The organism is Rhizobium sp. USDA 4016 (genome assembly GCF_056279705.1).
In genome coordinates this window covers 803541-822491 of sequence record NZ_JBWCCY010000004.1, presented here as the reverse complement: position 1 = coordinate 822491, position 18951 = coordinate 803541, and the positions used below count along the sequence as shown (strand labels likewise).

At 60.5% G+C, this 18951-nt stretch carries 17 protein-coding genes and 1 pseudogene; 14 read left to right on the top strand and 4 right to left on the bottom strand.

The annotated features are described in order from the left end of the window. Position 1: 1 nt before the first annotated feature. Positions 2-1003 (top strand): glycosyltransferase family 2 protein, encoded by a 1002-nt coding sequence (locus ACZ9DP_RS19255; RefSeq protein ID WP_476205416.1) that lies wholly within the window; start codon positions 2-4, stop codon positions 1001-1003. A 6-nt stretch (positions 1004-1009) separates the two neighbouring features. On the opposite strand, the gene ACZ9DP_RS19250 is transcribed toward ACZ9DP_RS19255, so the two are convergent. Further along, complete coding sequence (locus ACZ9DP_RS19250; RefSeq protein ID WP_476203295.1) at positions 1010-1969, bottom strand: glycosyltransferase family 2 protein; 960 nt, start codon at positions 1967-1969, stop codon at positions 1010-1012. Positions 1970-2092: 123 nt separating this feature from the next. Then, a complete protein-coding gene (locus tag ACZ9DP_RS19245; RefSeq protein WP_194730276.1) occupies positions 2093-2548 on the bottom strand; it encodes a hypothetical protein in 456 nt (151 codons plus the stop codon). Between ACZ9DP_RS19245 and ACZ9DP_RS19240 the strand changes: the two genes are divergently transcribed. From ACZ9DP_RS19240 to ACZ9DP_RS19210, 7 genes and pseudogenes are all read left to right on the top strand, one after another. Continuing rightward, positions 2532-3611 (top strand): acyltransferase family protein, encoded by a 1080-nt coding sequence (locus ACZ9DP_RS19240; protein WP_476203294.1) that lies wholly within the window; start codon positions 2532-2534, stop codon positions 3609-3611. The two genes, ACZ9DP_RS19245 and ACZ9DP_RS19240, sit on opposite strands and share 17 nt — an antisense overlap. Before the next feature lie 3 nt (positions 3612-3614). Then, the gene (gene exoK, locus ACZ9DP_RS19235) at positions 3615-4406 is read left to right on the top strand and encodes an endo-1,3-1,4-beta-glycanase ExoK (protein ID WP_476203293.1); all 792 of its coding nucleotides are present in this window, start codon (positions 3615-3617) and stop codon (positions 4404-4406) included. Positions 4407-4487: 81 nt separating this feature from the next. Then, positions 4488-5630 (top strand): annotated as a pseudogene (locus ACZ9DP_RS19230) (glycosyltransferase); the annotation flags it as partial. A gap of 60 nt (positions 5631-5690) precedes the next feature. Beyond that, positions 5691-6686 (top strand): glycosyltransferase family 2 protein, encoded by a 996-nt coding sequence (locus tag ACZ9DP_RS19225; RefSeq protein WP_476205415.1) that lies wholly within the window; start codon positions 5691-5693, stop codon positions 6684-6686. Further along, positions 6686-7612, top strand: coding sequence for a glycosyltransferase family 2 protein (locus ACZ9DP_RS19220; RefSeq protein ID WP_476203292.1), 927 nt, complete (start codon positions 6686-6688; stop codon positions 7610-7612). Before ACZ9DP_RS19225 ends, ACZ9DP_RS19220 begins: the two co-directional genes overlap by 1 nt. Next, entirely contained in the window at positions 7609-8616 is a 1008-nt protein-coding gene (locus ACZ9DP_RS19215; protein WP_476203291.1) for a glycosyltransferase family 2 protein, read from the top strand. Before ACZ9DP_RS19220 ends, ACZ9DP_RS19215 begins: the two co-directional genes overlap by 4 nt. A 4-nt stretch (positions 8617-8620) precedes the next feature. Continuing rightward, entirely contained in the window at positions 8621-10969 is a 2349-nt protein-coding gene (locus tag ACZ9DP_RS19210; RefSeq protein ID WP_476203290.1) for a polysaccharide biosynthesis tyrosine autokinase, read from the top strand. Here ACZ9DP_RS19210 and ACZ9DP_RS19205 read toward each other — a convergent pair whose 3' ends face one another. Next, positions 10970-11707 (bottom strand): metallophosphoesterase, encoded by a 738-nt coding sequence (locus ACZ9DP_RS19205; RefSeq protein WP_476205413.1) that lies wholly within the window; start codon positions 11705-11707, stop codon positions 10970-10972. Between the two features lie 224 nt (positions 11708-11931). Between ACZ9DP_RS19205 and ACZ9DP_RS19200 the strand changes: the two genes are divergently transcribed. Continuing rightward, positions 11932-13008: an acyl-CoA dehydrogenase family protein gene (locus ACZ9DP_RS19200; protein ID WP_476203289.1), complete on the top strand. Its 1077-nt coding sequence runs from the start codon at positions 11932-11934 to the stop codon at positions 13006-13008. Position 13009: 1 nt separating this feature from the next. Here ACZ9DP_RS19200 and ACZ9DP_RS19195 read toward each other — a convergent pair whose 3' ends face one another. After that, positions 13010-13477, bottom strand: coding sequence for an RrF2 family transcriptional regulator (locus ACZ9DP_RS19195; protein WP_476203288.1), 468 nt, complete (start codon positions 13475-13477; stop codon positions 13010-13012). Positions 13478-13803: 326 nt separating this feature from the next. On the opposite strand from ACZ9DP_RS19195, the gene ACZ9DP_RS19190 reads away from it, so the two are divergent. The 5 genes from ACZ9DP_RS19190 to ACZ9DP_RS19170 are packed head-to-tail and all read left to right on the top strand — an operon-like array spanning position 13804 to position 18950. Further along, positions 13804-14535, top strand: a complete 732-nt coding sequence (locus tag ACZ9DP_RS19190) for a FadR/GntR family transcriptional regulator (protein ID WP_039845753.1) — start codon at positions 13804-13806, stop codon at positions 14533-14535. Continuing rightward, entirely contained in the window at positions 14532-16115 is a 1584-nt protein-coding gene (locus ACZ9DP_RS19185) for an ABC transporter substrate-binding protein (RefSeq protein ID WP_476203287.1), read from the top strand. The genes ACZ9DP_RS19190 and ACZ9DP_RS19185 overlap by 4 nt, the downstream gene beginning before the upstream one ends. A gap of 59 nt (positions 16116-16174) precedes the next feature. After that, positions 16175-17134, top strand: coding sequence for an ABC transporter permease (locus tag ACZ9DP_RS19180; RefSeq protein ID WP_476203286.1), 960 nt, complete (start codon positions 16175-16177; stop codon positions 17132-17134). A gap of 3 nt (positions 17135-17137) precedes the next feature. Continuing rightward, positions 17138-18013, top strand: coding sequence for an ABC transporter permease (locus ACZ9DP_RS19175; protein ID WP_092586343.1), 876 nt, complete (start codon positions 17138-17140; stop codon positions 18011-18013). 19 nt (positions 18014-18032) lie between these two features. Then, complete coding sequence (locus tag ACZ9DP_RS19170; RefSeq protein ID WP_074069355.1) at positions 18033-18950, top strand: dihydrodipicolinate synthase family protein; 918 nt, start codon at positions 18033-18035, stop codon at positions 18948-18950. Position 18951: the final 1 nt, after the last annotated feature.

Genomic DNA, 18951 nt, shown 5'->3' with positions numbered 1-18951 from the left:
AATGGCTAAGGCAAGCGTTTGCGTGATCATCGCCGCCAAGAACGCGGCCGATACGATCGGAATGGCTGTCGCTTCGGCTTTACGGGAAAAACAGGTGGCTGAAGTCGTCGTCATCGACGACGGATCCGGCGATGGAACCGCCGGCGCTGCCAGAGCTGCCGATGACGGCAGCAATCGCCTGAATGTCGTTTCTTTCGAAAAGAACAGGGGCCCATCGGCCGCCCGCAATCACGCGATCGAAATCTCCTCCGCCCCACTAATCAGCATACTCGATGCCGACGACTTCTTCTTTGAAGGCCGGTTCAGCCGGATGCTTGCGGACGACGACTGGGATTTCGTCGCCGACAATATCGCTTTCGTCGAGGCGGAGACCGTGACGCGTGCGCCCCAGCAACTCGATCATTTCCTGGACCGTCCGCTGTTTCTCGACCTGGTGGCCTTCGTCGACGGCAATGTTTCGAAGCGCGGCGTCCGGCGCGGCGAAATCGGCTTCCTGAAGCCGGTGATGCGGCGCGCGTTTCTCGACACTCACAGACTGCGCTATCGCGAGGAGATGCGTCTTGGGGAGGACTATGACCTCTATGTCCGGGCCCTGGCCAACGGCGCGCGCTACAAGGTGATCCACAGCTGCGGCTACGGTGCTGTCGTGCGTGGCAACTCGTTGAGCGGCAGCCACCGGACGGAGGATCTCCGCAAGCTCTACGAAGCCGACCAGGCGATCTTAGCGAACTGCAGCCTGACGCCGGAAGCCGCCGCCGCCGTGCGCCGCCACGAGAGCCATGCTCGCGGCAAATACGAACTTCGCCATTTCCTCGATATCAAGAAGCAGTCGGGCGCTGGTGCAGCCTTGCGCTACGCCCTCACCCATCCTTTCGCCGTTCCGGCGATTGCCGGCGGCATCTTCATGGACAAGACGGAACGTTTCCGCAGCCCCGGCGGCGTCGAGATCGCCACCAGAGGTGCTGGCGGCCTCAGATATCTGCTGCCGTCGTCAGCCGAATAGGAAGCGCTACTTCGAAAGCTTGCCGCCGGCGATCTGAAGAGCACTCGCAACCAGGGCCGGATCACGCCACGCCCAGCGGGCCAGCATTTGGAAGTCCGGCAGGCGCCGCCGGCGCACCAGTCGCACCTGGCTCCAAAGCGCCTGCTTGCGCGCCCGGTTCTTGTAGGCCTTGATGGTCTCGATCTCCTGCGGACGCTTCGAAAAACGGCTTTCAAGCCGGTCGAGCGCCATCCAGGTGATGAACTGCTGCTTGAGAAACTGCGGTGAATCGTTGTCCACGCCGTGGAAGATGTTGATGCCCTCTCCGCGCAAGGCGCCCGCCTCCACGCAAAGGAGCACGCGCCGCGCCGCAAGCATGCAATCGCAAAAGAACAGCACGTCCTCCGCCGCCAGCCGCAGCGCAGCGTCGAAGCGGACCTTGTCGATCAGCGGCCGGCCGATGACCATGCACGACATGTGGAGAAAGGCCCAGTTCTTGAGCATCACGCCGGCAATGTCGGGAATCTCGAGCAACAGCGGGTGCTCGGAAAGGCGCACCGCCTTTTCACTGGCCTCTAGGTCGGCGATGCTGAAATGATAGTCGAATTCCTCACCTCCGTGGATCGACGCCCAATAGCAGTCGGCATCGAACGTCTGCAGCGCATCATGGGCATTCTGTAGATGTTTTGGCGTCCACAGGTCGTCTGAATCGAGGAAGGCTGCAAAGCGCGTTGCCGCCGGAACATTGTCGAGGCCTGTATTACGCGCCCCGCCCGGTCCCGCATTCGCCTGCTTCACAACCGCAATCCGCGATCGCTGGCCTTCGGCAAGCGGCTTCAGCTCGTCTTCGGCGGGATAAGGCGACTGGTCATCGACGACGATCACATCGAAGTCCTGAAAGCTTTGGGCAAAGACCGAGGCCAGCGCGCGGCGCAGAATGCCGTCCTCGCGCTGATAAAAAGGGATGATGATCGTGAAGGTCGCCATTCTTTCTCCTGAAGAGTCCGGTGATGGGCACATAGGGTCGAGACTGCACCCGAGCAAGTTGCTGCACTGCGAAATGATGTAGGTCATTCCGGCCGAAATTTGTCAAAGCCCACCAGCGCGTTGTCAAATAGCCATGTGCCGAATAAACCCATTTGGGGAGCGACGCCACATTTCAGCCACATTCAGGCACCCGGCATCGCGTGAAAACCGATGGACTTCTTCACCAAACGACAAAACTTTTCCGTCGCGGCGGCTTTCATCGCCCCCCAATTTGAATTTATGATGACTTTCCGATATACATTGCCCCATCGGCGTTTCAGTTCCTTCTCTTAAAGCCAAGCCCGATAAGAGCCGTCGCTGAGCCGTCCGAATCAGCCGTCCCGAAACGGGATCGCCGATCATTTTTGCTGCAGTGCCATATTTTCTTCCGCAAAAACGCTCTAGCTTTTGGTCTGCGGGCTCGAGTCTGCTCTCGTTGAAACGGTCGCAAGGGGGGTGCGACCCAATAGGGGTGACTGATAACGTGAACGTTGACGCCAACGTATCCTCGCGGATCAACCTGATGCGCATCGTGCTCATTTCGGGCATCGTGTTCGTCCATATACCGTTTGACCCTGCCAATACGCCGTTCAACGGAAACTACGGTTTCTTCGACTGGCTGCGGGTCTTCCTGAGCGAAGCGCTCTTCCGTGTCGGGGTTCCCTGCCTCAGCGCCATTTCCGGCTACCTGCTGTTTCGTGGCGGGACGGAGGGCTTCAACTATGTGAAAACCGTGCGCACGAAAGCGCAGACCGTTTTCCTGCCGTTCCTCATCTGGAACACGGCATTTTTCATCGCCGCGCTTGCGATGCTTAGCGTCGGCATCGGTGACGGCTATGTGGTAAGCCCGTGGACCGCATCGGTGCGTGGCCTTCTCAGTCAGCTCTTTGCGGCCGAGGAATTTCCCACCAACATCCCGCTTTACTTCCTGCGCGACCTCTTCGTCTGCATCCTGCTTTCGCCGCTGCTCGCCTGGCTCATCCGGCGCATCCCCCTGCTGACATTGTCGACTTTGTTGCTGCTCGCGCTCATTCCGGAAATGTCGCTCTATATCGTGATCAAGCGCTCGATCCTCTTCAGCTTCGCTTTCGGCATCTATGCGAGCCTCTACAACATCGACATCAAGGCGCTCGACCGCTTTGCACCACTTGGCGTGGCGCTGCTGCTTGCCGCTTCGGCTCTGCTTGCAACCGCGATCTACATGACCGGCCCATCGATGCCGGACTGGGTGGAACTATGCCGCAATGCACTGGCAATCGGCGGGGCTGCCGGCTTCTGGATGCTCTCGGCACCGCTGATCAAGACCCCTCTCGGCCAGCGTCTTGCAAAGACCGGAAGCTTGAGCTTCTGGATCTTCTGCGCCCATTATCCGCTGCTCGTCCTATTCTTCATGATTTGGGGAAAGACAGGCATCGGCTTCTATCCGCTCTTCTTCTGCGGCTCGCTTCTGGTGCTCTTTCCAGTGCTTGCGCTTTCCAACAGCTTTGTCCGCAGCAACGCACCGCGTCTCTACGCCGTTTTGACCGGCGGCCGGACCAAAAAGAGCTCTCAATCCGCTTCCCGCCGGGATGTCCCGGCAGAATTCGTTCCACAGCAAAGGTGAGACATGACGGCCAAAATCGCGCATGCGCGACTGCTTTGCCAGAGTTTGACGATCGGCGCCCTTATCCTCGGCGCCCTCCCCGCCCAAGCCCAGCAGGCAAAGGGCAAATCCTTCGTCGACGATTTCGATAAGATCGACCGCAGCGTCTGGTACGTTTCCGACGGCTGGAACAACGGCGCCCACCAGAACTGCACGTGGTCTAAGAACCAGGTGAAGGCCGAGGGCGGCATGCTGCAGCTGACCTTCGCCGAGGGTAAATCCAAGGACCGCAATTATCTCTGTGGCGAGATCCAGACGAAAAAACGCTTCAGCTACGGCACCTATGAAGCGCGGATCAAGTCTGCAACCGGCAAGGGCCTGAACTCCGCCTTCTTCACCTATATCGGCCCTGCCGATAAGCAGCAGCATGACGAAATCGACTTCGAGGTGCTCGGCAAAGACACGTCGACTGTCCAGGTGAACCAATACATCAAGGCCAAGGGCGGTAACGAAAAGCTCGTGCCCGTCGGCCAAGGCGCCGATCAGGGCTTCAATGACTATGCATTCGTCTGGGAGTCGGGCAGGCTTCGCTATTACCTGAACGGCAAGCTTGTCCAGGACGTCACCGACCCGTCCAAGATTCCCCAGAACCCGCAGAAGATCTTCTTCAGCCTCTGGGGAACGGACAAACTTTCGGACTGGATGGGCAAATTCGCCTACACCCAACCCACGACGATGGAAATCGATCGGGTGGCCTACACGGCGCCGGGTGACAAATGCCAGTTCCAGGATTCGATCGCCTGCACGCTCAACTAAGCCTTCTTAAACCGCCGAAACCATTGCACAGCACACCCGAAACGGACTCCGGTGACATCCGGGATAGCGCAAGGAGTATTGATGCTCAAAGTCCTCTATCTGGCGCATGATCTGGCCGATCCTGCCGTGCGCCGCCGCGTGCTGATGTTGACAGAAGGCGGCGCCTCGGTGACGCTTTCCGGCTTCCGGCGCGGCGAGAACGCGCTTGCCGCTGTCAACGGTCTCACGCCGATCGAACTTGGCCGGACCGTCGATGCCAAATTCGGCCAGCGCATGGGCGCTGTCGCAAAGGCGGTCGCCGGCCTGCGGGGCCTGCTGAACGGTGTCGAACGGCCGGACGTGATCATCGGGCGCAATCTGGAAGCGCTGGCAGTCGCCGAACGAGCCAGCCACCTCTTCGGCGGCGTGCCGATCGTCTACGAGTGCCTCGATATCCATCGCCTTCTCGTAAATGACGGCATAGCCGGCAGGGCTGTGCGCCGTGCCGAAGCCTATTTCGGGCGAGATGCGAAACTGATCCTGACGAGTTCGCCCGCCTTCATCGCGAACTACTTCGTTCCGCGCTCGGCTCTCAAGGCGCCTATCATGCTTGTCGAGAACAAGGTGCTCGCGCTGAACGGCATGCCGCAAGCAACCCCGCTCCGCTTGCCGCCGAACGAGGGCGAGCCCTGGAAGATTGGCTGGTTCGGTGCGCTCCGCTGCCGCAAGTCGTTGCAACTGCTTGCCGATTTCTCCAGCCGGATGAACGGCCGTGTCCGCATCGTGCTGCGCGGCCGGCCGGCCTATTCCGAATTCGAGGATTTCGACGCCTTCGTCGCCAATGAACCCTACCTGAGCTTCGAGGGGCCGTATAAGAACCCGGAAGACCTGCCGGCGATCTACAGCGACGTCCACTTCTCCTGGGCGATCGACTTCTTCGAGGAGGGCCTCAATTCCAGCTGGCTGCTTCCCAACCGGATCTATGAGGGTTGCCTCCATGGCAGCATCCCCATTGCGCTCGCGGGCACCGAGACGGCTCGCTTCCTCTCCCGCAAGGATATCGGCCTGACGCTGCACGACGCCTCTGTCGAAGGCCTCGAAGCACTTTTCGAGGACCTCACCGGTGAACGATACGGCACACTCGCTGCGGCAGTCGCCGCCGAGGATCGGAAGAGCTGGCTCGCCGACCGCAGCGATTGCCGCGCCTTGGTCGACAATCTGTCCCGCCTTGTACCGTCCGCCGCCGAAGCGCAGACGGCCGATGCCTCTAACCCCGCAACCGCAGTTCCAGAAGGGTCGACTGCAATGAAGACTGACGTTTGTTCCAGCGTCGCCAGCCTCATCATCATTCCTTGCCTGAACGAGGCAAAGCACATCAAAGCCTTGATCGAAAAACTCGGCCCGGCGCTTGATCAGTTGAACGCCCGCATCGTCGTCGCAGACGGCGGAAGCACCGACGGCACGCGTGAGATCGTCGGCCGTATCAGCCAAACCGACCCGCGCGTCATCCTGCTCGACAATCCCCGCCGCATCCAGAGCGCAGCCATCAATCTCGCGGTCGCGACCTTCGGCCGCGATTACGAATACCTGATCCGGATCGACGCCCACGGCGACTACCCGGCGGACTACTGCCAGCGGCTCGTCGAAGAGGCCGAGCTTACTCAGGCGGATTCGGTCGTGGTCGCCATGGAGACGATCGGATTCGGCATTTTCCAGAAGGCCACCGCTTTCGCGCAGAACTCCAAACTCGGCAACGGCGGCTCGAAGCATCGCGAGGGAGCCAAGGGCCATTGGACCGATCACGGCCACCATGCGCTGATGCGCGTCGCAGCCTTCGAGACCGTCGGCGGCTACGATGAAACATTCAGTCATAATGAGGACGCGGAATTGGATTACCGTCTGAAAAAGGCGGGCTTTGGCATCTGGATGACCGACAAGACACGGATGATCTATTATCCAAGATCAACCGTTGGAACGCTTTTCCGGCAATATCTCGGCTATGGCCGGGGCCGCGCGAAGAACATTCTGAAGCACGGCAGCATGCCGAACCTTCGCCAGATGCTGCCGCTCGCGGTGGTTCCGGTCTTTATCGGCGCGTTTCTGGCTGTGCTGAGCTGGATTGCGGTCATTCCGTTCAGCCTATGGGCCGTCGCCTGCGTCGGCTACGGTTTCTGGATGGCGGTCGGCCAGCGCAATCCATACGGGCCGCTTGCCGCACTCTCGGCCATGGTGATGCATTTCGCCTGGTCGGCCGGTTTCTGGATGGAGCTCCTGAGCTTCCGCAACCGCAAGGCGTCTTGATGAAGGACCAACGCATGCAGATCGATATCGGCGTTTGCACCTATCGCCGCGCCTCGTTGGACGAGGCGCTGCTCTCGCTTGGCGTGCTTGCGGTTCCTGAAAACGTCACCCTGCGCATCATCGTTGCCGACAACGATGTGACGGCGAGCGCGCAGGAACGCGTCGACGCGCTCCGCTCGACGATCCCGCACGAGATCGCCTATGTGCACTGCCCGGCATCGAACATCTCGATTGCCCGCAACGCCTGCCTCGAAAATGCCAAGGGCGATTTCCTGGCCTTCATCGACGACGACGAGGATGCCTCGGAAAACTGGCTGGTGGAGCTGCTGAATGCGGCGAAAAAGACCGGCGCCGATGCGATCCTCGGCCCGGTCCGCAGCGTCTATGCATCGACCGCTCCTGCCTGGATGCGCGAAGGTGATTTTCATTCGACGCTGCCGGTCTGGGTGGGCGAGGAAATCCGCACGGGCTACACCTGCAACGTGCTGCTCCGTCTCGGCTCCGAACATGTGAAGGGCCGCCGCTTCAACCTAGCGCTTGGAAAGACGGGCGGCGAAGACACCGAATTCTTCAGCCATATGCACCGGGACGGAGGACGCATCGCCTATGCTCCCGAAGCACATGTCTATGAGGCGGTGCCGGAAAAACGGGCGGAGCTTTCATGGCTCGCAAAACGCCGTTTCCGTTTCGGCCAGACGCATGGACGTCTATTGCAGGAGAGGCATAGGGGCCTTAACCGCCTGAAACAGATCGGACTTGCCACCGCAAAGGCCGTTTATTGCCTGGGCGTTGCGCTCGTCTGCATCTTGGTGCCCATTCCACGCTATCGCTATGCACTTCGCGGCACGATGCATCTCGGCGTCGTCAGCGGCCTGCTCGGCGTGCGCGAGATTCGCCAATATGGCGCAGCAGAGGGGACGGCATGACGAAAGAGCTGCCGGACATCAGCTTCATCATGGCTGCATATAACGCAGCCGAAACGCTTTCGAAGGCAATCGAAAGCGCGCTGGCGCAGACCGGCGTGAGCGTCGAGGTCATTATTGCAGACGATTGCTCGGGCGATGACACGCGCGAGGTGGCCCGCAGCTATTCGGACAGGAATGTCCGTCTGCTCGCGCTCGAAACGAACGGCGGACCGGCCGCAGCGCGCAACGCAGCCATTGCCGCGGCAACGGGCCGGTGGCTTGCCGTACTCGATTCCGACGATGCGATCGAACCGGGGCGGCTGGCCAGGCTGATTGCCCGCGCCGAGAAAGCTGGGGCGCAGATCGCGGTCGACAATCTGCGGGTGATCCGCGCCGATGGCACGCCGCCGGAAACCATGTTTTCCGAGAGCGCGCTGGCAGCCATGCCGGAACTGACGCTGGCCGATTTCATTCGCTCCAATGCGCTCTTCCAGACGACGCATAATTTTGGTTATCTCAAGCCTGTTTTCGAACGAGCCTTCATCGAGCGGCACGCACTGCGCTTCGACGAAAATCTGCGGATCGGCGAGGACTATCAATTCCTCGCCTCCGCACTGGCGCTTGGCGCGCGCTGCGTGGTCGAGCCCGTTGCCGGCTATGACTACAATATCCGCGAGGGTTCCATCTCCCGGGTGCTGGAACTCCGGCATATCGAGGCGATGATGGAGGGAGACAGGGTCTTCCTTGGCAAGCATACGCTCGATGTGGAGGCCTCCTCTGCGCAGAAATTCCGGACACGCAGCCTGCGGCAGGCGAGATCGTTCCTTCTCCTTGTCGACAGCATGAAGAACAGATCGATCTCCGGCACGATCAAGGCAGCATGGAGCGATCCGATTGCGCTGCGCCACCTCAAGATGCCGATCGCTGTCCGCATCAACAGATTGGCCGCGGCATTGCGCAATCGCGCCGGCCTCAAGACAGACATTCCAACGTTCGGCGGCGCGCCGCGCTCGCCCAAAGGATGACCTCATGAACCAACGAAACCTGACCCTGCACAGCACGGTACCGAAAGCGTCCGACGATTCCGACAGCTTCATCGATATCGATCGGCTGATTGCGATCCTGTTTCGCCGCGCCGGTTCGATCGCGCTTTGCGTCGTCGCGTTCGTGGCGCTTGCTGCCATCTATCTGATCCTTTCGACACCCGTCTACACATCGATGACGCAGATCCTGCTCGATGACAGCATGACCAAATATGCCGAGGATGAGGCGCCTGCCGCCAGTGCCCAGCAGGTGGATATGCAGATCGCGAGCGCCGTCGAGATTCTGAAGTCGAACGAGTTGGCGCTGAGCGTCGTCGATGCTCAAAACCTCTCCGAGAACGATACCATCCTCGATCCCGGCCAGGGGCCTGCCGAACTGGTGAAATCCGGCGTGAAACTCATTGCCAGCGCCCTGACACCGGGCGGCCCGCCGGTCTCGGAGGAGAATGCTCGCAATGGCCGCCGTCAAAAGGCTGCGGCCATGCTGCAGCAGGCGCTGTCCGTGGAACGCGTTTCCCGCAGTTCTGTGATCGCCGTCGCCTTCCGCTCTACGGACAAGATGCTGGCGGCAAGGGTCACGAAGGCCTATGCCGACGCCTATCTGAACGACCAGCTCAACGCGAATTTCGACGCAACCGAACGCGCCTCCGTCTGGTTGCAGGAACGTCTTGCCGACCTGCGCGACCGTTCGCAGCAGGCTGCGCTCGAAGTCGCAAAGTTCAAGACCGAAAACGGCCTGACGTCGGCGAACGGCGAACTGATGTCCGAGCAGCAGCTTGCCGACCTCAACAAGCAGCTCATCGTCGCGCAGGCTGATGCGGCCAGCGCCTCGGCCCGTTACAACCAGTTCAAGTCGATTGTCGATCAGGGTCCGGAAGGTGCGGTCAACAACGCCGCAATTTCCTCCGGCCAGACCGACAATTCGGTGATCCAGGACCTGCGCACACGTTATATCGGGGTTACCCGCCGCGAGCAGGAGATCACCACCAATTTCGGTGCCGACCATCCGCAGGCGGTGCAGCTCCGCACGGAAAAGGAAGACCTGACGCGTCAGATCTTCCAAGAACTCCAGCAGCTTACCTCCAGCTACCGTAATGAGTTCGAGGTGGCGAAATCGCGTCAGGAGTCGCTGCAGGAAAACATCCGGCATCTGACCGGAAAGAACTCCGAATCCGACAAGTCGATCGTCAAGCTCAACGATCTCGAACAGCGGGCAACCGCGCTGAAGACGCTTTATGAAGCCTATCTCGGCCGTTACGAGGAGGCAGCACAGCAACAGTCCTTCCCGATCGCCAAGGCGCGTGTGATTTCCGAAGCCGGTATCCCGACGTCACCGTCGAGCCCCAAGAAGACGATGACGCTCGGTCTGGCGATCGTCCTCGGCCTGATGGCTGGCGGCGCGTTGACGGCATTCCAGGAATTCCGCGAGCGCTTCTTCCGCGTCGAGGGTGACGTTCGCTCTATCCTGGGCCTGAAGTTCCTCGGCTATCTGCCGCTGGTCGGCAAATTGCCGAAGGAGCGCAAGGTCTTCCAACCGCGCAAGACCCCGCTACCCGAGACCCCAGAAGTGCCAGAAGACGGCGCGAGTTTCGAGCGCATCATGCGTATCGTTCTCGAAGCGCCCCGCTCGGTCTTTGCCGAAACGCTACGCAACGCCAAGCTTGCAAGCGACGTCATGTTCCAGGGCAAGAGCGACCGCGTCATCGGTGTCGTCTCCGCCCTTCCCGGCGAAGGTAAGTCGACGACCGCCGCGAACTTCGCAGCACTGCTTGCCTCCAGCGGCAAGCGCACGTTGCTAATCGACGCCGACCTTCGCAACCCGGGCCTGACGCGCATGCTCAAGACCCCGCCGCAGCATGGTCTGGTCGAAGCGGTGCTTGGCGAAGTACCGTGGGCAAGCGCAGTTAGGGTCGACAGCCGCACCAAGCTTGCGATCCTGCCGGTCGTTTCGAACGACAACCTGATGCACACCAGCGAGCTTCTTGCCTCGCAGGGCATGTTCAATTTGATGGAACATGCCCGCAAGATGTTCGACTACATCGTCGTCGACCTTGCACCGCTCGGCCCGGTCATTGACGCGAAGGCCTTCGCCCCCCAGGTCGATGGCTTCCTGTTCGTGACGGAATGGGGCCAGACGCCGACCAGCATGGTCCGCGATATCGTGAATGCCGAACCGCAGATCAAGCAGAAGATCCTCGGCGTCATCCTCAACAAGACGGATATGACCGAGCTCGGCAAATTCAGCAACTTCGGCGCAACGGAACGCTACCACCACAAATATGTCAGCTACTACACGGAGGAAATTCCCCCAAAGCGGCAGTCTGCCGAAGCTTGATCAGGTGGAGAAGAGGTGAACCCGACCCTGCCACAGGCGGGCGACGGTCAGCCTCCCGCTCTTGAAGGCCCGCGTATCCAGATTGAGCCTCCGCGGCTGGACGTCCGGCTCGCTGCAGGGCGTATGGCCATGAACGACAAGCTTCGGCAGCGCGATGCCGCTGTCGAGGAAGCGCTCGCGGATGAAGACGAGGTCCTCGTCGCTCTGCTTGTCGATCGTAAAATTTGGGTCGATGCCGGCATGGACGAACAAAACGTCGGGCGTATCGACGAGGATCGGCAGCGCCCGCATGAAATCGATATGCTGGCGCGGCAGCGATTGGCGGATGAAGCCGTCAAGCTTGGAAGCCGTCGGAAAGATAAGCGGCAGATGCTCGGCGTCGAGACCATAGGAGCGCAGCAGCGAATCGGCGCCCATGCGCATCCATTCGGAAAACGAAATCTTCCCGTCGATATAGTCGAGCATCATGATTTCGTGGTTGCCGGTCAGGCAGATGCGGTCGAAACCGTCCGGCACCGGCCCCATCAGATGCGAGATCACCTGCGCAGATGACGGGCCGCGGTCGATGTAATCGCCAAGCATGATGATGAGCTTGCGCCCGGGCAGGCGTGCTGCATCCCGCACGATCGTATATTCGGCCATCTGCAGCAGATCATGCCGCCCATGGATGTCGCCGACGGCATAGATCGGCCTGTCGCCGGGATCGAGCTGAAGGCGTTGCCGGGCGGGCGATAGCATCATGGGAACCTCTTGGTCATCTTCAATGGATGAGCCATAATCAATCCTGTGCCTGACTGAAAGCTGCGCGGTTGAGAATTGAAAGGTTTGTGGGATGGTCAAGCATGGCCATCTCTATCAAGCTGGTAAGAAAATTCAAACCACACCGACTTTGTAGAAAAACCGGCCTTATCATCCCGGTGGTGATCCATCACTCCTATCATCACGGAACAAGAGTACGATCGATGGGAACCGTATCGCAATTTCACGACCGGGCGCGACCGGTCGCACAGCGCATCGGAAGCGAGGAAGAGGCGATCAGCACAGCGCGCACCCTTGCCGCCGCCTTTCAGCGGCAGTCGAGCGAGCGCGACATCAATCGCATCCTACCCTATCAGGAAATCGACGCCCTCTCGCAATCCGGCCTTGGCGCGATCACCGTTCCGCCCGAATATGAAGGACTGGACGTTACCAATTCGCTGCTCGCCGAAATCGTTGCGATCATCGCTGAGGGCGATCCTTCGATCGGCGAGTTTCTCGAAGTCCATTTTACAGTCCTCGACGGACTTCGGCAGCAGGCTGGCGAAGAGCTGCAGCGCGCCCTCTTTGCGCGAGTACTTGCCGGCGATCGTTTTGCCGCGGCCACTTTTGCGGATGCTGCCGCAGTCAGTTCCCACGGTCTCGGGTATCGACTGAATGGCCGCAGCAGGTCTTCGCCGGCGGTGCTCTTTGCCGATTGGATCGCGGTCGGACATGATCAGACCGCGCTTTACCTCCCCTGCGACAGCGAAGGCCTTCAACTTGTCGATGATTGGGACGGCCTTGGCCAGCGCACCAACGGCACAGCCGCCATCGTAGTCAGCGACTTGCATGTCGACGCCGATGCAGTCGCGCTTGTCGCGCACGCGCCATCGGCGATCGGCGAACTGCTGCATGCCGCCGTCGATCTCGGGATCGCGCGTGCGGTTCTTTCCGCCGATGCCGGCGCAGCACAGGCAAACGACGTTGGCAAGCTCGCGATCGGCATAGAGACGGTAGCCTCGCTTCTGGAAAGGGCGGGCCGCAAGCTCGACATCGCGCAGATCAATATGAGCGGCCCGGCGGCCGAAGATGCCTATTTCTCCGCTACTGCGGCGCGCGCCGTCGCAAGTAAGGTGGCAATAGATGCCTCGAACCTGATTTTCGAACTAATGGGGGGAAACACCGCGAGTATCGGCCTCAATCTCGACCGGCATTGGCGGAACGCCCGCATCCGCGCGCTGAGAACATCCGCCGATGTTCTTCATCAGCGCGCCGCCCATCATCTGCGTAAGGATCGCTAGATCAGCCTGACGCGAAAACCGGCGACGTCTCGTCCTCTCCATCGCTAAGCTTGCCGCCCTTCGCAACGAATTGCTCGAGCGTCATGTTGTCGAGGATATCGGCGATCGCATCCCGCACTTCGGTCATCGAGCGGCGCACATGACAGGTTTCCGGATCCGAACAGTCGTCGCAGGCTTCATAAGCGGTGCGGCTTGCGCAGCGAATGGGAGCGAGCGGCCCGTCAAGCGTGCGGATGACATGGCCGATGCGGATCTCCGACGCCGGCCGCGACAGCGAATAGCCGCCGCCCGGCCCCTTCTTGGAGCGAAGAATGCCGACATTGCGTAGCTCCAGAAGGATCGTATCGAGGAACTTTTTCGGGATATTGTTGCGTGCGGCGACATCGTTGATAAAGGCGGTTTCTCCCGGCGCCAGACGCGCCAGATCCACCAGTGCCTTCAATCCGTATTTTCCCTTTTTAGTCAGCATTTCGATCGTCCCGCAGATCCGCGCGCTGCTTTCTTTTATCCATGCAAATAGCGCCGAAAGCATGAACGCACAATAAATAGCTATTATTTATATAGGTTAAGTTCAACTTTATGGCTCTCCCCAAAAATCATGATCTTGCCTTAAGATTTTCGGCGGAATAATTGGCAGATCGCGAGAACGGTCACGCCTGGCTCTCCCAACGATTTCAACCACAATGGATGCAACCGATGCCGCTTTTACTCAAGGCGTGGTCTATGTCCAATTGACAGATATCCTACAAGTGGATATGTCTATCATATTCTGAATTCATGCATGGCGAGAACGGCATGACGCTTAAGACGATGAAGCCTCTGACGCGGGCGCCTTTGCTGCACGTTTCGGTGCAAGAGAGCCTTCGCGCCTATATCGCCGACAACGGCCTTGCTCCCGGAACTCTGCTACCGGCCGAGGGAGAGCTTGCCAGCCAACTCGGCGTTAGCCGGAATTCGCTACGCGAGGGCATCAAGGCACTGGAGTCGCTTGGCGTTCTGGAATCGCGGCGCGGTGTCGGCATCTTCGTCAAGGCCTTCTCCTTCGAGCCGCTGCTCGACAATCTGGCTTACGGCCTCGGCGGCGCGCTTCGCCAGATCGAGGAAGTCCTCGAGATCCGCCGCACGCTCGAAGTCGGCCTCATCGGCAAGACGCTGGAGATGATCAGCGATGAGGATATCGCCGAGCTGCGTGCCACGGCAAACAGGATGCGCCTCCATGCCGAGCGCGGCGAATCCTTCGCCGAAGACGACCAGCTTTTCCACCGCCTGCTTTTCCGCTGCCAGAACAACGAGACGCTCGTGCGGCTGATCGATGTTTTCTGGCTGGCTTTTTACAAGGCGTCCGACTTCGTCAATCTCGACAATGTCGATCCCATGGCCACCTGGAGGGACCACGAGGCCATCGTCGATGCAGTGGAAGCGAAGAACCTGGAGGAAGCGCGCATACGCCTGGATCGCCATTATGCCGGCATCTCCCGGGTGATCGCAAATAACAAGACAAGTTCAAATGTGGGAGGAACACAATGAAACGACTGTCCAGATTATCGGCCATCGCACTTACCGCGATGATGGCGACGACCGCCATTCCAGCCTTCACGACGCCGGCTGAAGCGGCAACGCTTTCCGGCGGCTTCGACGTCGGCCCCGGCGGCTTTCAGGGCAATTTCAATCCGCTGGCCGCGACCGCCGGCTTCACCTGGCTCAGCATCTATTATGAGCCGCTCGTCGCCTATGACGAGAAGCTGCAGAAGGTCGTCGGCGTGCTTGCCTCGTCTTATGAGGTCAGCGAGGACCAGAAGACCTACACCTTCAAGCTCGCGGATGCGAAGTGGCATGACGGCAAGTCCTTCACGGCGAAGGATGCGAAATTCACCATTGAACTGGCCACAAATGCCAAGACGGGCTCGGTGCTTGCCGCGCGCCTCAAGCCGGTTTCCGCGGTCGAGGCACCCGATGACCATACGCTCGTCGTCAAGCTGAGCGCACCGAGCGCCAGTATCCTGGATACGATGACCAAGGTGATGATGCTGCCCGAGCACGCGCTCGCCTCCACCCCCGCCGACCAGCTTGCAAAGAGCACCTGGTGGTCGACGTCGCCGATCGGTACTGGCCCGTTCAAGTTCACCAAATACGTCACCGATCAATATGTCGAGCTCGCTGCCAACATCGATTATCGCGGCGGCAGGCCGGCGCTGGAAAAGGTCATCAATCGATATTTCGCCGATCCGGCGGCAGCGATCGCCGCCCTCCGGTCCGGTGAAATCCAGTTCACCTATGTCGATTCCAACGATGTGCCGACCTTCAATGACGACAAGTCCTTCAAAGTCATCGAAGGCAACTCCTTCGTCGTCAACTATCTGGGCTTCAACCACGATTCGCCGATCTGGAAGGATGTGCGCGTCCGTCAGGCGGTGATGTATGCCATCGATCGCGACGCCATCATCAAGAGCCTTTACAGCGGCGCTGCGACGCCGGCCAATTGCGCCTATATCGCCGATCGGCTGGTGCCGAAGGATATCGAAGCCTACGCCTACGACCCGCAAAAGGCCAAGGAACTGCTGAAGGAAGCCGGCTGGGATCAGATCAACGGCGCCAAGCCGATCACGCTCTTGACCTACTACACGACGCCGCTTGCGACCAACGTGCTCGCGGCCGTGCAGGCGATGCTCGCCCAGGTCGGCATCAATGTCGTGCCGCGCGCCGTCGATGCGCCGACCTACAACAGCATCGTGCTGAAGGCAGATGCCGACATCTCGCAGTTCCAGATGGTCTATGCCGGCCTGCAAAACGGCCCGGATGCCGGCAGCATCAATCCTGGCCTCAACGAAAAGCAGATACCGCCGGCAGGCCCGAACGTCGTGCGCGCCCGCATGCCGGATCTGACCTCAGCGCTCGATGCTGCCCTTGCCGAGACCGACAGCAGCAAGCGCGATGCCCGCTATCAGCAGGTCTGCAAGGTGATGAACACCGAGTTGCCCTGGGGAACACTCTGGGTCGCGAACCGCTACGGCGTGGTGTCGACCAAGGTCAAGGATTTCGTCTGGACGCCGGCTCCGGGCGGCGGGCCATACCAGGCCAATCCGCAGCAGTGGTCGATCGCCGAATAAGGCGCTCTTCTTGAACTATCGAGGGTGGCTTCGGCCACCCTCACGGAATGGATTTCCCAATGCTCAGATACAGCCTCCGGCGCGTGATCATCGGGATGGGCATGCTCCTTGCCTTGAGCGCGCTGATCTTCCTGCTGCTGCGCCTTGCCCCCGGCGATCCGATCGATGCCTATATCGATCCCAACATCCCAATGTCGTCGTCTGATCTTGCTGAATTGCGCAGCCGGCTCGGGCTCGACCAACCTTTACCGGTTCAGTATCTCGCATGGCTGCAGCAGGCGCTGGCGGGCAATCTCGGCTATTCGATCAAGCGGCTGGATCAGCCGGTCCTGACCCTCGTGCTTTCGCGCATCGGCCCGACGGTGCTCCTCATGGGCACCGCGCTGGTAATCTCGATCGTCGCCGGGATTGCGATCGGAGTCATCAGCGCCGTGCGCCGCAATTCCGTCGCCGACATTTCCTTTTCGGTCTTCGCACTTGCCGGCATTTCCAGCCCGGCCTTTCTGAGCGCGCTGATCGGCCTTTACATTTTTTCCGTCCGGCTGAACTGGACGCCATCGGGCGGCATGCTAACGCCGGGCGAGGAGTTCTCCGTCCTCGATCTCCTGCGGCATCTGATCCTGCCTGCAGCATTGCTCGCCATCGCCCAGGCTGCCTTGATCATGCGCTACACGCGCGCCTCGATGCTCGAAGTCCTCAACCAGGATTACGTGCGCACCGCCCGCGCCAAAGGCGTCGTCGAATTCTGGGTCATCACCAAGCATGCTCTCAGAAACGCGCTGCTTCCCGTCGTCACGCTGATCGGTTCGACCATCGGCCTTGCGATTGGCGGGGCGATCTTCATTGAAAGCGTCTTCAACTGGCCGGGCATGGGCCTGCTGCTCGTCGATGCCGTGGAGACGCGCGACTATCCCGTCATTATGGGTGCGACGCTCGTCATCGGCACCTGCGTCATCATCGTCAATCTGCTGACCGATATCGCCTATGCGGTCATCGATCCGCGCATCAAGGTGGGCTAATCCATGCTGGCCCGCACCGCAACCCGCAGCCCCGGCCCTCTCGCCCGCGCCTTTGACCGCTTCCTTCTCAACCGGGCAGCCGTCTTCGGGCTATGCGTCGCAATCCCGATGCTGGCGATCATCCTCTCCTATCCGCTCTGGTGGCCTTTCCTGCCGAACGACATCGATCTTCTGGCGATGAACAGCGGCCCGACCGCGACGCATTGGTTCGGCACGGACGGCGTTGGCCGCGATGTCTTTGCCCGGGTTCTGGAGGGCGGCCGCATCTCGCTTCTGGTCGCCGTCGCCTCGACTGCGATCTCTGCGATGATCGGTTTCCTCTTCGGCGCCGTCTCCGCCCTGGCCGGCCGTTGGGCTGATGCGCTTTCGATGCGCTTCGTCGACCTGGTAATGACGCTGCCGCCCGTCATCTTCCTGCTCGTGCTCGCCTCGATTGCCGGTACCGGCATCTGGCCGACGGTGCTGGTGATCTCGCTGCTCTCCTGGCCGCTGCTTGCCCGCATGATCCGCTCGCGACTGCTGGAACTTCGCGAACGCGATTTCGTCCTGGCGGCGCGCGGCATGGGTGCCGGCCTGCCGCACCTGCTCTTCCGTCATGGCCTGCCGAACTCGATCGATATCCTGATGGTCTATGCGACGCTGCAGATCGCCAATGCCATTCTTCTCGAGGCCGGCCTCTCCTTCCTCGGGCTCGGCATTGCGCCGCCGGCTGCAAGCTGGGGCAACATGTTGAATGCCGCCCGCTCCACCGCAGTTCTCGAACAATATCCATGGCAATGGCTCTTCCCCGGTGGGGCGCTGGTCCTTGCCGTGCTTGCGATCAATTTCATTGGCGATGGCCTGAGGGACGCCTTCGATCCTCGCGCCGAATTAAACTGACAATCGAAAGAAAGCGAAAATGAGCAAATTCAAGGGTGTGGTTCCTCCTGTCGTAACGCCGCTGAACCCGGATTTCACCGTCGACTATCCCTCCTATACGCGCGTTCTGGAGCACCTGATCGGCGCCGGCTGCCACGGGGTCTTCGTGCTCGGTTCGACGAGCGAGGTGGTCTTTTACGACGACAAGACGCGGCGCGAGATCATCGAACATTCGGCGAAGGTGGTAAACGGCCGCGTGCCGCTCATCGTCGGCACCATCGATCCGACGACCGATCGGGTCATTTCGCATGCGAAGATCGCAAAGGCAGCGGGCGCCGACGCCGTTGTCGTAACAGCGCCCTTCTACACCGTTACCAGCCAGTCCGAGATCCTCGACCACTTCCGCTATATCCGCGACGCCGTCGATGTGCCGCTCATCGCCTATGACATTCCCGTCTGCGTCAACGTGAAGCTGCAACGCCAAACGACGGTGACGCTCGCCAAGGAAGGCACGATCATCGGCTTGAAGGATTCAAGCGGCGACGACGGCAATTTCCGCTATGCGCTTCTGGATCTCGCCGCGCACAAGGACATTTTCCTGATGACAGGCTCGGAAATCGTTGTTGATACCGCGCTGCTGATGGGGGCCCACGGCGTCGTTCCCGGCATCGCCAATGTCGACCCGCACGGTTATGTCCGCCTTTGGGATGCGGCGCAGCGTGGCGACTGGGCTCTCGCGAAGAAGGAGCAGGAACGTCTTTGCCGGCTCTTCGAAATCGTCTGGATCGCGCAGGGCCGTGTCAGCGGCGGCGCCTCGGGCATCGGCGCCTTCAAGACCGCCATGAAGCGGCTTGGCATCATCGACACTGCCTTCATGCCGCGTCCGCGTGCTCCCCTCAACGAAGCCGAGACCGCCAAGATCGACGAGATCCTGCGCGCGACCGAGCTGCTTGGCTGAT